Raw genomic sequence first — 14,791 nt, forward strand, 5'->3', positions numbered from 1 at the left:
ACCAATATTTGCATTTTACATTTCTAAACCCACTTAAGCCCATTAACATCTTTTAAAATCATAGATCTTCCATCGTAGTCATTTTTTAACTCGATTTCTTTTTCCTTGACCGAAATGTTGTTGTACCAGTGATCTAAGCTGGCATATTTTCCTGTATGGATATTGATAAGCATACTTGTTATAGGATTCCAAGTCCCTTTCTTTACTGTTTCTGCAAGCAAATAATAGGCATCTAAAAATATGAGATTTCTTCCATACATCCAAAATGGAAGTTGAATATCTAATAAAGGCAATTTTGCAGAAAAAATATCATCTCCATGTGGCGGCACGGTTTCATAATGAAATTCTATCTCACTTCCATAATATGCTATCGTTGCCTCTTCGCAACCGATGCTTTGAGGAATACCCTCCTCAACTACTAAAAATTCCATTGGCTTCTCCTTATGTTGTAATTGAATGAACTCTGACCAGACTCTCCACGTTTACAACCAGATGGTAAAGGTAATCACCTGCTTTTTATAGCTGACAAAGATTTTTCCTCTAAACAGGCTGACAAGGTGTTGAGCCATAGAGAGGCCAATGCCATACCCAGAGGTGGTTTGGTTATTGTGTGATGTTTCAGCGCGATAAAAGCGGTCAAAGAAGCGTTTGATATTGGCAGGCCGCCCGTCTTTGTAGTCGTTAGATACGGTGATACAGGTGCGCTTGCGTAGGAGATAGGCTTTGTGTTTGAGAGTCAGACGGATGGTGCCTGCTGGATCACAGTATTTGCGGGCATTGTCAAGAAGAATGCTAAGAAGCTCATAAAATTCCTCTTGGGCTACTTTTTCTACAAGGTCTGCTTCAATCAGGCTTTCAAATTTTTTATCTTCCTTTTTAAAGAGGGGAGCAAAATCTGTCGCAACTTTCTCAGCAATAAGCGAGATATTTTGAGGAGCTAGTTTGATATCCTCTTGCTCCTCGAGTCGAGCAAGTCGGATCAGTCTTCCAATCAAGTGGTTGAGACGCTCGGTCTGTTCTTTGGTGCTGATACTCCACTCGGTCTCTCCTTCCATGAGTTCCTGCAGTTCGGTATTGGCTGAGATGATAGCCAGCGGTGTTTTGAGTTCATGACCTGCATTAGTGATAAACATTCGTTGTTTCTCATAGTTTTTGACGAAGGGACGGATAACAATCCCAGAAATCAAGGTAAAGAGCAGAGCAAGGAGAAATAGGCTAGCCAGTGATAACCAGATAGAGACTTGAAAGAGGGTGTCCCGTTCGCGAATGTAGTTGGTAGCTTCAAAGAAGACTAGGAGCTTGCCCGAAGCTGTCTGACTAATCTGGTAGGTGAAGTAGCGCCCGTTGCGGCTAATAGTGCCATAGGTTTCCGGTTTTTTAAGAATTCTCTGGAGAAAACCTCTGACGTCTGCTTCGGTCAGTGATTGGACATTGCCCAGAGAAATAGTGTAGTCATTCCCCTTTTCTCTGACAGAGAAGTACTGGAAATTGTAGATAATTCCTTCCTGAATGTTCTTTTTGGTGAAACTTTCCTTGATTTCATCTGTGATTGGGAGTTCGCCTTCATTTTTAGACAAGATGGAGAGGACGGTTTGGATATTATCCTCTGTCTGAGTATAGACGATGCTATTCATCAAGACTAGAAAGAATGCAAGAATCAGAGCGATAGCAGCAGTGGCTGTGACAATAAACTTGATGCGTAGTTTTCGAAACATCTAGTCGCCTCCTATCAGTTGGAAAAGCCCTTCTGCAGATCCTAAGATTTGCAAGTTGGACTGAACACTTTGGAGTTTTTGGCGTAGGTAGGAAATATAGAGAAAAACGAGCTCGTAATCACTTTCTTCCAGCTCATCTGGCCAGATTTGCTCTAGTAGTTGTTGACAACTGAGGGTTTGATTAGCATGCTGAATGAGGAGGGTCAAGAGTTGAGTCTCCTTTTTCCCTAAACGAATGCTGTTTGTAGCAGCTAATTCTTGTTCGTCAATATCCAAGCGAGTATTTCCTAATTGGACCGTATCTGGGGTATAGTCCTCCAGACGGCGGGCAGTAGAACGGAGTCTAGCCAATAGTTCCTTGAGTGAGAAGGGCTTGGTCAAGTAGTCGTCGGCACCTGCATCGAGTCCGGTTACACGATCATCTACTTCAGCCATGGCTGTCAGCATGATGACGTGGGTCGTATTGCCTGCCTGGCGAATTTCTTTGAGGGCTTCGATTCCAGTTTTGATTGGCATCATGATGTCAAAAATCATGAGGTGATAGTGGTTAGTTGTAGCTTTTTCGACAGCATCTTGTCCATTGAAAACAGAATCAACGCGATAGCCTTCGCGTTCTAAAGCAACAGTGATGACGCGATTTAGTTGAGCTTCATCTTCGGCAAGTAGGATTTTCATAGGTTCTCCTTAGTCTTGGTCAGATCGCTGAATCAAATCACGAATGGTCTGCATGGTCAAGTCGCATGAAGCAAGCTCATCGGCACAACGTTTGAGCTCGCGCGTGATTCGTTCAGGGTTTTGGATGTTTTTCTTGTACTTCATCTGGTGCTCAAGGCTGGCCCAGGAATCCATGGCAATAGTGCGTAGCTGGATCTCGATAAAGTAGGTACCTTGGGCATTTCCCAGGCAATCTGGATAGGGAGTGGTCGCTTCGAGGATCAGATGATAGGAGCGGTAGCCATTGGGCTTGACCTGACGAATATAGTCCTTCTCCTTAAAAATCTGGATGGTGGGTATCTGACGAATATACTCTACGATGCGGTAGATATCATCTGTAAAGCCTGTGATGATCCGAACGCCGATAGCATCTCGGATTTCTTTGAGAGCGGATTGACTCGTCTGAGGAAGGCCTTTGCGTTGGCATTTTTCACGCATACTTTTTTCTGTTTTGATGCGTGCATGCAAATGCTCATATAGTTTGAGGGAGGTTTCTTTTTTGTAATTAGCTGCGGCTTCTTCCATATCTTGAATAAAGGTCTGCAAGATAGTGGGTAAGTAGACTTCGCAAGGGCCATAGATAGAGTTCATAGGCTGGTCCATTCTAAGAATGACTCGTATTGCTACGAGCATAGATTCTAATAGTATTTGTCATTCTATTATATCATGAAAGCGATAGCAGGGTGAGATTCTATTGATAAAGAGGGAACGAGAATTTTGACAAAGGAGTCCATTAGAGATATAATGAAGAAAAATCGACCAAGGATAAGAAGATGACAAACTCAAAGTATATTACACGCCTGAAACGTTCAGAGGGGCAGTTGCGTGGAATTCAAAAGATGATCGATGAAGATCGTGATTGTGCAGATATCATTACCCAGTTGACAGCGGTTCGTTCGAGTGTGGAGCGCGTGATTGAGATGATCATTACCGAGAATCTCACAGCCTGCATCAACCAACCCCTAGACGACCCTGAGGCTCAAAAAGAACGCTTAGAAAAGGCTGTTCAGTACCTAATCAAACGAAAATAGTAGTTCTCTATGTGATAGAACAAGATAAGAAAGTGGATCACAGGAGGGGAAAGATGACAAAAGAAGAACGAGCAGAAAAATGGTTTCAGAGTGTTCCTGAGGCAGAAGCTATTCCTATACAAACTAAAATGGAGATCTGTAGTCAGGTAGCGAAACGAATGGCGCTTATCTGGCTTGGCCTACTTGGTGTGGAATGTTTGTTCCTATTCTGGATCACTGGGGGCGAACTGTTCAATCAAGTAGCGGACTTTCTAAATCAGCTATCAGAAGGGAGCCCCACAAAAAATCGATATAAGGGTCTCGCACTTGCAGGTACTCTTATTTGTCTGCCTGTCTTGATCTTTCCTAGCGTTGTTGCCCATTTCTTTAGACAAGGTTGGATTCAAAAAGAGACTGAAAAGGTTGTCAAAGAGATGGCCCCTGTTACAAGTGATCAGCCTTATCTAGATGGAGATGAGGGAGAAGATTTTGCGAGTATTTCCGGAAGAATCTTTGCGGATTGGGTGCTAGATGATGGTGAGAAGGAACAAAATGGCTTTGAACTTGAGGAAGTATGGCAGCAACTAGCAGCTGTACAAGATGGTGATAGGGATTTTCTCACTTTAATACCTCAGCAGCCAGTTAAACTAAAGGGGAGTCAGCTTGTATCGGATTTTGTACAGGTTTGTCAGGATGAAGATTCGGACGCTTTTCGTTTTGAGATCAGTGTTGCCGACGCCGAACGAATCAACGAGAATGTAATCTACGAAAAAAATGGTCTGAGCGAGAAAGAAACTCAAGACATGCTTCGGGCATATTTGGAGAACAGAGTCACACCGGACCTAGAAGACTGGGAAATTGTACTAGATATGCGGACAGATGAGCAGCAAAATATCGCAATCTATCAGGAAATAACCCAATTGCTAACAGATGATAGTGAGGTACGATCTCGTTTGACCTCCTGCTTTGAATCACCGAAAGCCTATTTCAAGCAGTATGCAGAGAGATATGACGAGCGGGGCATAGGCGAAGAAGTCGATGAAGCTACGATAAAATGGCTTGCTATTGCTGATGAACTGCTCGCTGTGAATACAGTGATTGAGTTAGACTGGAAGACAGATAAGGATGAATTTCTGTACCAATTAACGCCTCTGGCAGCTAAACAAACTCTTGATTTGGAGGAGAATTGGTTCGACGAGGATGACATCCTTACTTGGTGTAAGATTTTGGACGAAAGATGGGCTGGACACGATTTCTGTCTTGCTTGTATGGATATTAATAGTGATAGTTATGTGCTATTTATCTGCAAGAGGGATATTTTGGAAAAATTAGTCACTCTGAGTCACACAATCAATCAGCGTTTCGGCCATGCAAAAAATATGTAATGGCTAGTGTATTTCAAGGAGGGAGTTCAAGATGATTTTTGCTATACCCATCGGACAAATCGCGGATATACCTTGTGGCTATGCGGTGGAAAAGATGGGCTTGCTGGCTGGAAATCATGCCCATCCTAACAGTTGGGGTTCCGTCTAAGATAACTTGTATGAAAATGAAAGAAACCTAGAGATGCTTGGATATAAATTGGAAGAAAACCCATTTTGTGGTATAATTAAAGGTAGTAAGACAAGTTAAAGGAGGCTAGCAAATGGAAGCATACGAAAAAGTAGTAGAGATGCTAAATGGGCTAGATATTCCCTTTGAAATCGTGGAGCACGAGCCAGCCTTAACGACGGAGCAGGCAGATAGTTTTATCGAGGGAATCGAAGGTGTCCGTACCAAAACCATGTTTCTCACCAACAAAAAGAAAACAGCCTATTATCTCGTGATTATGGATGACAAAAAACGTTTGGATATGGACCTCTTGAAAGACTTGTTAGGAGCCAATAGAATCCGTATGGCTTCCTCTGAGAGCCTGTTTGAAAAAATGATGTTACCAGCAGGTGTAGTATCTCCATTTGGCTTGCTGAACAATGCTGACAAAGATATTCAGGTTTATTTCGACAAAGAAATCATGTCGGAAAAACGGATGAGTTTCCACCCCAATACCAACGAGAAAACCCTCTTTTTGGATACGAAAGATATACTCAAATTCCTAGAAGCTATTGGCTACGAAGCTCATATCATCGAGTTATAAAGATTAAAGAAACCGACTAAGTTCATCTTAATCGGTTTTTTTGCTTATTCTACTTGACCGGGCCAAGCATTCATACCACCTTCTACATTGGTAACGGTGAGGCCTCGAGCTCTAAGAAATTGACAGGCAGATGCAGAACGTACTCCACCTTGGCAGATGACATGGTATTCATGGTCAGGTTTGAGTTCTTTGTAGCCTTGCTCCAAGGTACTTAAGGGAAGATTTTTGGCACCTGGTGCATGTCCTGCTTGGAATTCATGTGCTTCACGGACATCGATGAGATCTAGATTTTCATTTTGATATTTTTCATAAAAGTCAGCCATGCTGATATTAGTTACCATATTCTACTCCTTCTGGGTTAGCCATTTTGTATAGTGAATAAGCGCCGTCAAGGTTTTGGACGGTAAATCCTGCTTGTTTGAGGATACGCTCTGCGATATAGCTGCGCAAACCACTGTGGCAGCTAACGATGTAAGCTTGGTTCTTGTCTAGTTCATCCAAGCGTTCCCGTAGTTCGTTTAGGGGAATGTGGATGGTGTCGACTTTGAGTCGGCCACTTTGGAATTCGCCACTTGTCCGTACATCTAGGAATTTCTTGCCCTTAGCTATTTCGTCTTCGAGCTGGTACCATTGAATATTGTCGCTGAGACCTTCGATAAGGTTCAAGGCTGCGTAGCCCAGCATATTGACGGGATCCTTGGCAGAGCCAAATGGTGGCGCATAGGTGAACTCCAATTCTGGTAAGTCAAAGACGGTGAGATTTCCCTTGATAGCAGTTGCTAGGATATCGATTCGCTTGTCAACACCTTTCTTCCCAACTCCTTGGGCACCATAGATTTTTCCAGTGTTTGGGTCAAAGAGGAGCTTCAAGGTCATATCAGTAGCGCCAGGATAATAACCAGCGTGGTCTTTACCGCTGACATGAAGTGCCTTGTAAGGAAGTTGATTCATGCTAAGGATACGCTCGCTGAGACCGGTCGAAGCAGCTGTCATATCAAAGGCACGAACGATAGCAGTGCCGATACTGCCCTTGTTTGTACGACCGAGTCCTGCAATGACATCCGCCACTTGGCGTCCTTGACGATTGGCAGGAGAAGCGAGAGAGATGAGAGCGTCTTGGCCTGTAATCTCTTGCTTGACGACGATGGCATCCCCAACTGCAAAAATATCTTTTTGACTGGTTTCGTAATGTTCATCGACCAGGATACCACCACGAAGTCCCAGTTCAATTCCCGCAGCTTTAGCCAGTCCATTTTCAGGTTCAACACCGACAGAAAGGATGGTGAGGTCAGAAGTGATCTTTTGACCGTTTTCGAGAACGATGACTTTTCCTTGGTCTTCAAATCGAGTCGCAGACTGAGAAGTGATAACGCGAACACCGTTTGCCAGCAATTCTGCTTGGACAAAGGCCGCCATTTCCTGATCTAATGGTGGCAAGACATGGGGTGCTTTCTCAACGATGGTAACTTGTAATCCACGTTTCGCCAGGTTTTCAGCCATTTCAAGCCCGATAAAGCCTGCACCGATGACGACAGCTTCTTTTGGATGATTGTCCAAGGCCGCCATAATTTCATCAAGATCGGGAACATTGCGGAGCGTGTAGGCATTCTTAGCTTCTGCCAAACCTTCAATGGTAGGAACAAATGGTTTAGCTCCTGGGGAGAGGATCAACTTGTCGTAGCTTTCTGTGAATTCCTGTCCATCATGGCGTACGGTCACAGTGTGTTCTTCTGGCGAAATCTGGATAACCTCGTGAAATGGTCGCACATCGAGATTAAAGCGTGCTTTGAGACTTTCAGGAGTTTGGACTAATAAACTATCACGGTTTGAAATTTCTCCTGAAACATAGTAAGGAAGTCCGCAGTTTGCAAAGGAAACAAAGGGACCTTTCTCAAAAATAGTGATTTCAGCGTCTTCCATGAGACGTCTGAGGCGGGTTGCTGCTGACATACCGCCTGCAACTCCTCCAACAATGATAACTTTCATTGACTTTCTCCTTTATGCTTTTAGATGACCTTACCTGTCCAAGCGCTCATACCGCCTCGGACATTGATGACATTGTAGCCTTTTTTCTTTAGCTTCTTCGCAGCTAGTTTGCTTCGCACACCAGAATGACAAATGACATAGAGTGTTTCTTTTGTCGTTGGTGCATAAGATCCGATTTCGGATAGAGGGACATTCTTGGCATTTTTGATATGACCTCTATGGAATTCCGTAGGCGTCCGAACATCCAGTAGCTGAATCGGTTCTCTGAGTTTAGCTTCTAACTCGCTGGTAGAAATACTGTCAATTTTTGTAAATAATAAGTGAAACATAGGCACCTCCAAATATACCCTTATGGGGTATATTAAACCATGAAGTCAAGCTTTTGTCAAGCAAGTTGTTTTGACTTGGGAGAGGGCTTGGTTTTGAGAGTTTAGAAAGCAGGCTATTCTTGACCTTTCAAAGGCTTTTTGATATGATGGGCTCCAAAGTAAGTATGAGGTGATACTATGATCAGTGAATACCAGAAAATGATAGCAGGAGAACCCTATCATCCGTTTGATTCCGAGTTACGGGCCTTGGCTCAGGTTTCTCGCCAAAAACAGGCTGCCTTTAACCGAGAAGAAGATCCCTTGAAGGGAGCGGATATTATCAAGACTTGGTTTGGCTCAACTGGGCAAAATCTCTATGTCAATCCACATCTGGTGGTCGATTATGGAGTCAATATCCATCTAGGGGAAAATTTTTATTCTAATTGGAACTTGACCATGCTGGATGTTTGTCCGATTCGTATCGGGAACAACGCCATGATTGGTCCCAACTGTCAGTTTTTAACCCCACTCCATCCACTGGATCCGTATGAACGCAATTCAGGGGTCGAATACGGCAAGCCCATCACCATCGGAGATAATTTCTGGGCTGGAGGTGGCGTCATTGTCCTTCCCGGGGTGACACTGGGAAATAATGTCGTTGCAGGAGCAGGGGCCGTGATTACCAAGTCCTTTGGAGACAATGTTGTCCTAGGTGGGAATCCTGCGCGTGTTATTAAGGAAATACCAGTAAAAGAAAACTAAAAAGAACAGCCTGGGCTGTTCTTTTTATGAACTCTAATCTTATAAATTTTTCTTCTTTTTTGCTTTCTTGGTCAAGGAAACATCGCACTGAGGGATGTTGCTTTTAAAAATCTATTAAAGGTAGTCTAGAGTTCAAAAATTGTTTTAGCAGCCCTTTCTAAAAAATTACTAGGCGAAATCTAATCCAAACTGAATTTAAGGAAACTTTTAGAAAAGTTTTAGTTTCGTTTCAGGAATCTTCAGTAGACTGTCTAGCTATATCATACGAAGGAGAGGAAAAAGGTATGAAATCAAAAAAATGGCCCCTACTCGCAACGAGTTTAACGGCAATGGTGTTGATGGCAGCATGTTCCCAGTCAATAACTTCATCCAATACCAATGAAACGACAAATAGTGCCACAACAACTTCAACTAAAACAAACCAATCTTCTTATTTTACAGATAAGGATAATGATACTTCTTATGATGAAAGCACAGCTTCTAAGATTGAGTTATCTGGCTCATCAGCAAACGTCTCTGGAGATGGGGTGACAGTTTCTGAATCAACAGTGACCATCACAAAATCTGGAACCTATGTAATTTCAGGTCAGTCTGACGGAGTGCAGATCAAGGTCGAGGCAGATAAGTCTGCAGATGTTCATCTAGTCCTAAAAGGTGCGGCCATGACCAATACCAATGCAGCGATATCTGCGACATCAGCTGGCCACGTCTACCTGACTCTAGCAGAGGGAACCACCAACAGTCTCTCTGACTCAAGCTCTAACAGCGACGAAAAAGCAGATGCAGCTCTCTTTTCTAAGGTGGATTTGACCATCAACGGGAAAGGAACCCTCAATGTAGATGGCAAGAAGAACAATGGTATCAAGGCTAACGACACTCTTCACATTACGGGTGGAACCTATAACATCACAGCAGTTGGCGATGCCTTTAATGTCAATGATGAACTCAATATCACTGGTACGACCATGACCATTGATGCCAAAGAGGATGGGGTCAAGGTCGACAATGATGACGATATGACTGTCGGCAATATGTATTTGGCTAACAATACCATAACAGTCACAGCAGGAGATGATGGAATTCACGCTTCTGGTAACCTAGTGATTGATAGCGGTACCTATACCGTCAAGAATTCAACAGAAGGGATAGAAGGAAAATCCATCACCATAAACGACGGCGATATCAATGTCTATGCGACAGATGATGGAGTCAATGCAGCCAACAAAAATGCCCAACAGAGTGAAATTTTCTTCACTATGAACGGTGGTAACCTGACAGTAGAAGTTGGTCAAGGGGATACAGACCCAATCGACTCAAACGGGGATATCACGGTTACAGGTGGAACCATTAAAATGATTGGCCAAACAGGTTTTGACTTTGATGGAACAGCGATCTACACAGGTGGAGATATCTATCTCAACGGTGAAAAACAAACGGAAATCGTCAATTCTATGCCTGGAGGCGGTGGACCGAATGGAGTTCCTCAAGGGGGCGGTCCAGCCTCTGGCGGACAAGGATAAACAAAAAAGATAGCATTCAATTAGAATGGCTATCTTTTTATATGGGTGATAGATTGATATGTTACGAGTGGTTTTATAGTTGTAGCTTTCAAGGATAAATTGTTAAGTCACTCATTTGTGTTTACTTAAATTTCTTGAATTTTAAGAGAGTATTGAGTAGTTTTCCCCTAAATGTTTTGTTTTGATAGGCGATTGTGAGGGAATTGAAAAATTCAACTGCTAGGTGTTCCTGGTGACCGAACTCCATCTAGCTTGAGGTTGCTTCTGGGGAAAAGACGCCTAATTTGATGCGGAGTCCACCTTTTTTCATCTTGAACTGATGCATACCATACATCTTGATATCAAGGCTTGGATCGGGCATGAGAGTAGCAGTATCACCTGCCATAGAAATTTTTGTATCAGCATCAGGAATGACTGGTTTTTCAGCATCTAGACTGATAAAGATTTTTTGATAAGTTGGTTGTCCGTACTCTCCAATCAACTTCATCACTTCCTGTCCACCGTGCACCCCAGCAAAAACAAAATGTTCAGGGTGAACTTTAGAAGGGAGCGCTTCGTCGCCCATTTTATTTAGTCCTTGGTTGAAGGCGAAGAAGTCTCCCAAAGTCAATCCATCGACGTCCACATCTACGTAAGCGGCTTGTAGGTTACGACCCTTGACCGAATTCTTAGAAATGTCATGCCACATTTGATCTGATTCTGCTAGACGGTCAGCGTAGAGTTCGAGGATTTTTTGACTTCCGAGGGCTAATTTGGTTTCAATTAGGTCTTGAAAATTTCTTAGTCTGTTTCATATAAAAATGAGTAAAATGAATTCCCATTACCAAGGTCATTAGAGTTGCGATAGCAATGACGATGGTTGGATTAGCCGAGAAAAGTAGAGGAAAAATAGGCCTTTAAAAAGTGGACAGAAAAGACCATTTCGGAGTATAGAGAGGAAGTTCAAAAACATTTTTAGAAATAAGACATGTGCATTATAAACATCAGATACGAATCTGGTGCTTTATTTTTTAAAGAATTTCAACTTTTTTCTTGACAAGTGAGTAAACACTCACTATAATAGGTCTATATTCAGTAAGTGAGTAAGCACTCACCTAGGAGGAAGCATATGAAAACATTACTACATTTACAAGATTTAGTAAAATCTTTTGACCATCAAATAGTTCTGAATCATGTCAGCTTTGAATTGCAGCCAGGAGAAATTATAGGCTTAATTGGTCCGTCTGGTGCTGGTAAATCAACTATGATTAAGACTACGTTAGGAATGGAAAAGGCTGATGGAGGCGTAGCTTTAGTGTTAAATCACACTATGCCCAATCGCTATATTTTAGGAGATATTGGCTATATGGCCCAATCAGATGCTTTATACGAGACCTTGTCAGGCCAAGAAAATCTGGAATTTTTTGGTCAGCTAAAGGGGCTTTCTAAAAAAGACCTGAAGGCGGAAATTGCTTATATAGTTCAAGTAGTAGATCTGACAGACTACTTAAACAAGGCGGTATCTGGTTATTCTGGAGGAATGAAACGGCGTTTGTCGCTGGCTATCGCGCTTTTAGGAAATCCTCAACTCTTGATTTTGGACGAACCGACAGTTGGAATCGACCCTTCTCTTCGAAAGAAAATCTGGAAAGAATTATTCGCGCTTAGAGACAATGGGGTTGGGATATTAGTTACTACCCATGTTATGGATGAAGCAGAGTTGACGGATAAGGTCGGCTTATTATTAGGCGGAAAAATCATTGCTTTTGATACACCGCAACACTTAAAAGATAGTTATCAAGTTTCAAGTATTGAAGAAGTATTTTTGAAAGCAGAAGGAGAGTAAGATGAGAACCATTGCTATTGCTAAAAAAGTTATCAAAGAATTGCTTCGTGACAAACGAACCTTGGCTATGATGTTTGTAGCGCCGGTATTTATTATGTGGCTGATGAACCTCATGTTTTCAGCTAGTACAACCGTGAATGTCAAGTTAGCAACACAGGATCTACCAACTGGTTTGGTAACGAAAATGGATGAGCTCGGTCATGTGGACGTCGAGACTTATCAAGACTTAGAACAAGCCAAAGAAGCACTAGCAAATGAAAAAGTCGATGCTGTGATTTCTTATAAAAACGATGAGTACCAGGTCGACTACGCCAACACAGACGCCTCCAAAACATCTATGATACGACAAGTGTTACGAAAGAGTATCGCCAGTGAAGGCACCGATCAGTTACTATCTCGTGTTAAACAAGCTCTTCCACAATTGGACTCGGACGCAAAAACACCAGAAATCAAGGAGTCTTATCAGTATGGAGATGAAAATACAAGCTTCTTTACCAGTATGATTCCGGTTTTGATAGGTTTTGTAGTTTTCTTCTTTGTCTTTTTGATTTCTGGTATGGCACTTTTGAAAGAGCGCACAAGTGGAACCTTGGATCGCTTGTTAGCAACCCCAGTGAAACGTTCTGAAATTGTCTATGGCTATATGTTGTCTTACGGTATTATTGCGATTTTTCAAACGGCAGTTGTCGTCTTAGCAGCAATTTGGCTACTAGATGTAGAAGTTGTAGGAAATATTTTAAATGTTATAATAGTTAATGTGGTACTGGCTCTTGTAGCACTAGCTTTTGGAATTCTCTTGTCTACTCTAGCAAAATCAGAATTCCAAATGATGCAATTTATTCCTCTCGTGATTATGCCTCAACTCTTTTTCTCAGGGATTATTCCATTGTCATCCATGGGAGAATGGGCTCCAACTGTGGGGAAATTTTTGCCATTAACCTATTCTGGTGATGCAATAAGCCAGATTATTCTTTACGGACACAATCTTGGTGATATTTTGCCAAATCTTGGTGTTTTAATGATTTTCTTGATCATTTTAACAATTCTCAATATTGTTGGATTGCGTCGTTATCGTAAAGTTTAGAAATCAACATAAATAATGCTAAAAAGGTGTGAAGATTAGATGGATAAGACTGTTTTTGAATCGTTTGAAGATTACTTAGAAGAAGCGAATTACCCTCAAGGAAAGAAAAAAATCATGCAGGCAGCAGTGGATCTCATATCAACTAGGAGTTACCATGGGACCTCAACTCTTCACATAGCTGAGCGTGCTGGACTAAGCCAGGCAACTTTGTTTAAGTATTTTAAGACGAAGGATGATTTACTGACGGCTATTTTACATCCTGTAGTCCCAGGAATTTTCGGTAGTTTTTTTGAGGAACTCTTAGCTTTTGAAACGACAGAAGAGAGGGTTCGTTATCTCGTCCACGATCGTATGAGCTATCTCAAAAAAAATCGTGCTTTGATGAAAATCATTCTGCAGGAGAGTTTTTCAAATAAAAAACTAAAAAATGAACAGATTTTTATCTGGAATGCTATTCAAGATAAACTTCGAGTACTCCGTAAGGAATTGATAGCAGATCCACGTGTAAATCCAGAGTTAACGATTCCTCAAATGGTTCGTATTTGTGTTGGCCCATTGTTGGCTTACTTCGCTCAGCTTTATATCGTTAGCGACAATGGAGAAATAAAAGAAGAAGACTTAGACTTATTAGAAAAACAGATTTTAGGTGCTTTGTGGAAATAGAGTAGGCCTAGACAAAATGGAGGCTAGATTCTATTGGTTTGGCTTCTTGCACAAGATAATATAAAAGGGTATATATTGTCTGATGCAGATTCGTGCTTTTTTATTATTGAATTTGCTATTTTGGTGATAGTCCTCAATCACTTTACTAAAACAGAAACCGACCACTCCAGCAGAGCAACGATTTCTTAAATGTATGGAAGAGGAGTTTTCTGGCTTGCTAAAGACAACTCCTTGACACTTCGTCAGCTTTTGATACAATAGTACAAAATTAGAGGAGGTGGGCGATGATTCAGAAGCATGCGATTCCCATTTTAGAGTTTGACGACAATCCCCAAGCGGTCCTTATGTCCAATCACGAGGGTTTAGACTTAAAGTTGCCAAAGAAATGCATCTATGCATTTTTGGAGGAAGAGATTGACCGCTACGCTCAGGAAGCAGGAGCGGACTGTGTTGGTGAGTTCGTTTCTGCCACTAAAACTTATCCAGTGTACGTCATCAACTACAAGGGTGAGAAGATTTGTCTGGCCCAGGCGCCCGTGGGGTCTGCCCCAGCGGCCCAGTTTATGGATTGGTTGATTGGCTATGGTGTGGAGCAAATCATATCCACTGGAACCTGTGGCGTCCTAGCCGATATAGAGGAAAATGCCTTTCTCATCCCTATTCGCGCTCTGCGAGATGAGGGGACCAGCTACCACTATGTAGCACCTTCTCGTTATATGGAGATGCAGATTGAGGCTATCTCTGCCATTGAGCAAGTCTTGGAACAAAGAGGCATTCCTTACGAGGAGGTTATGACTTGGACGACAGATGGTTTTTACCGAGAGACAGCTGAAAAGGTTGCCTATCGTAAGGAAGAAGGCTGTGCTGTTGTGGAGATGGAGTGCTCTGCTCTTGCGGCAGTAGCTCAGTTACGTAGGGTTGTCTGGGGAGAACTGCTCTTTACCGCAGATTCCCTGGCGGATCTAGATAACTACGACAGTCGTGACTGGGGCGTAGAAGCTTTTGATAAGGCCCTCGAACTCTGTCTTGCTATTATGCACCACATGTGAGTGCTCTTACTATTTTTATGG

The 14,791-nt window shown here is 42.3% G+C and carries 17 protein-coding genes; 9 read left to right on the forward strand and 8 right to left on the reverse strand.

The genetic code is table 11. The features are described 5' to 3' along the window. Positions 1 to 23: 23 nt before the first annotated feature. The 4 genes from HMPREF1125_RS05610 to HMPREF1125_RS05625 are packed head-to-tail and all read right to left on the reverse strand — an operon-like array spanning position 24 to position 3,020. The gene (locus HMPREF1125_RS05610) at positions 24 to 431 is read right to left on the reverse strand and encodes a hypothetical protein (protein ID WP_000395334.1); all 408 of its coding nucleotides are present in this window, start codon (positions 429 to 431) and stop codon (positions 24 to 26) included. A 51-nt stretch (positions 432 to 482) separates the two neighbouring features. Beyond that, positions 483 to 1,715, reverse strand: coding sequence for a sensor histidine kinase (locus HMPREF1125_RS05615; protein WP_000488868.1), 1,233 nt, complete (start codon positions 1,713 to 1,715; stop codon positions 483 to 485). Continuing rightward, positions 1,716 to 2,390, reverse strand: a complete 675-nt coding sequence (locus HMPREF1125_RS05620; protein WP_000698148.1) for a response regulator transcription factor — start codon at positions 2,388 to 2,390, stop codon at positions 1,716 to 1,718. A gap of 9 nt (positions 2,391 to 2,399) precedes the next feature. Next, positions 2,400 to 3,020, reverse strand: a complete 621-nt coding sequence (locus HMPREF1125_RS05625) for a GTP pyrophosphokinase (RefSeq protein ID WP_025172334.1) — start codon at positions 3,018 to 3,020, stop codon at positions 2,400 to 2,402. 182 nt (positions 3,021 to 3,202) lie between these two features. On the opposite strand from HMPREF1125_RS05625, the gene HMPREF1125_RS05630 reads away from it, so the two are divergent. The 3 genes from HMPREF1125_RS05630 (at position 3,203) to HMPREF1125_RS05640 (ending at position 5,573) form a co-directional block, all read left to right on the forward strand. Next, on the forward strand, positions 3,203 to 3,460 hold the full coding sequence (locus HMPREF1125_RS05630) for a metal-sensitive transcriptional regulator (RefSeq protein WP_000185156.1): 258 nt from the start codon (positions 3,203 to 3,205) through the stop codon (positions 3,458 to 3,460). 53 nt (positions 3,461 to 3,513) lie between these two features. Continuing rightward, the gene (locus HMPREF1125_RS05635) at positions 3,514 to 4,824 is read left to right on the forward strand and encodes a DUF6630 family protein (protein ID WP_000159363.1); all 1,311 of its coding nucleotides are present in this window, start codon (positions 3,514 to 3,516) and stop codon (positions 4,822 to 4,824) included. Between the two features lie 260 nt (positions 4,825 to 5,084). Continuing rightward, entirely contained in the window at positions 5,085 to 5,573 is a 489-nt protein-coding gene (locus tag HMPREF1125_RS05640) for a prolyl-tRNA synthetase associated domain-containing protein (RefSeq protein WP_000388667.1), read from the forward strand. Positions 5,574 to 5,617: 44 nt separating this feature from the next. On the opposite strand, the gene HMPREF1125_RS05645 is transcribed toward HMPREF1125_RS05640, so the two are convergent. From HMPREF1125_RS05645 to HMPREF1125_RS05655, 3 genes are read right to left on the reverse strand one after another with little or no spacing between them, the layout of a single operon-like run. Beyond that, positions 5,618 to 5,914 (reverse strand): rhodanese-like domain-containing protein, encoded by a 297-nt coding sequence (locus HMPREF1125_RS05645; RefSeq protein ID WP_000258400.1) that lies wholly within the window; start codon positions 5,912 to 5,914, stop codon positions 5,618 to 5,620. Then, positions 5,904 to 7,559, reverse strand: coding sequence for an FAD-dependent oxidoreductase (locus tag HMPREF1125_RS05650; RefSeq protein WP_000864448.1), 1,656 nt, complete (start codon positions 7,557 to 7,559; stop codon positions 5,904 to 5,906). Before HMPREF1125_RS05650 ends, HMPREF1125_RS05645 begins: the two co-directional genes overlap by 11 nt. A gap of 20 nt (positions 7,560 to 7,579) precedes the next feature. Beyond that, positions 7,580 to 7,888: a rhodanese-like domain-containing protein gene (locus tag HMPREF1125_RS05655; protein WP_000468874.1), complete on the reverse strand. Its 309-nt coding sequence runs from the start codon at positions 7,886 to 7,888 to the stop codon at positions 7,580 to 7,582. Between the two features lie 177 nt (positions 7,889 to 8,065). Here HMPREF1125_RS05655 and HMPREF1125_RS05660 point away from each other — a divergent pair, with 177 nt between their 5' ends. Further along, a complete protein-coding gene (locus tag HMPREF1125_RS05660) occupies positions 8,066 to 8,629 on the forward strand; it encodes a sugar O-acetyltransferase (RefSeq protein ID WP_000622680.1) in 564 nt (187 codons plus the stop codon). 284 nt (positions 8,630 to 8,913) lie between these two features. Then, a complete protein-coding gene (locus tag HMPREF1125_RS05665; RefSeq protein ID WP_000837411.1) occupies positions 8,914 to 10,149 on the forward strand; it encodes a carbohydrate-binding domain-containing protein in 1,236 nt (411 codons plus the stop codon). A gap of 247 nt (positions 10,150 to 10,396) precedes the next feature. On the opposite strand, the gene HMPREF1125_RS05670 is transcribed toward HMPREF1125_RS05665, so the two are convergent. Further along, positions 10,397 to 10,837: a hypothetical protein gene (locus tag HMPREF1125_RS05670; RefSeq protein ID WP_000264628.1), complete on the reverse strand. Its 441-nt coding sequence runs from the start codon at positions 10,835 to 10,837 to the stop codon at positions 10,397 to 10,399. Positions 10,838 to 11,257: 420 nt separating this feature from the next. Between HMPREF1125_RS05670 and HMPREF1125_RS05675 the strand changes: the two genes are divergently transcribed. From HMPREF1125_RS05675 to HMPREF1125_RS05690, 4 genes are all read left to right on the forward strand, one after another. After that, positions 11,258 to 11,974, forward strand: coding sequence for an ABC transporter ATP-binding protein (locus tag HMPREF1125_RS05675; RefSeq protein ID WP_000854377.1), 717 nt, complete (start codon positions 11,258 to 11,260; stop codon positions 11,972 to 11,974). 1 nt (position 11,975) lies between these two features. After that, on the forward strand, positions 11,976 to 13,058 hold the full coding sequence (locus tag HMPREF1125_RS05680; protein ID WP_001259058.1) for an ABC transporter permease: 1,083 nt from the start codon (positions 11,976 to 11,978) through the stop codon (positions 13,056 to 13,058). A 39-nt stretch (positions 13,059 to 13,097) separates the two neighbouring features. Next, entirely contained in the window at positions 13,098 to 13,721 is a 624-nt protein-coding gene (locus HMPREF1125_RS05685) for a TetR/AcrR family transcriptional regulator (protein ID WP_000361925.1), read from the forward strand. A gap of 284 nt (positions 13,722 to 14,005) precedes the next feature. Further along, positions 14,006 to 14,770, forward strand: a complete 765-nt coding sequence (locus HMPREF1125_RS05690) for a nucleoside phosphorylase (RefSeq protein ID WP_000615029.1) — start codon at positions 14,006 to 14,008, stop codon at positions 14,768 to 14,770. Positions 14,771 to 14,791: the final 21 nt, after the last annotated feature.

This window comes from Streptococcus oralis SK304 (assembly GCF_000287715.1).
Classification (GTDB): domain Bacteria; phylum Bacillota; class Bacilli; order Lactobacillales; family Streptococcaceae; genus Streptococcus; species Streptococcus oralis_Y.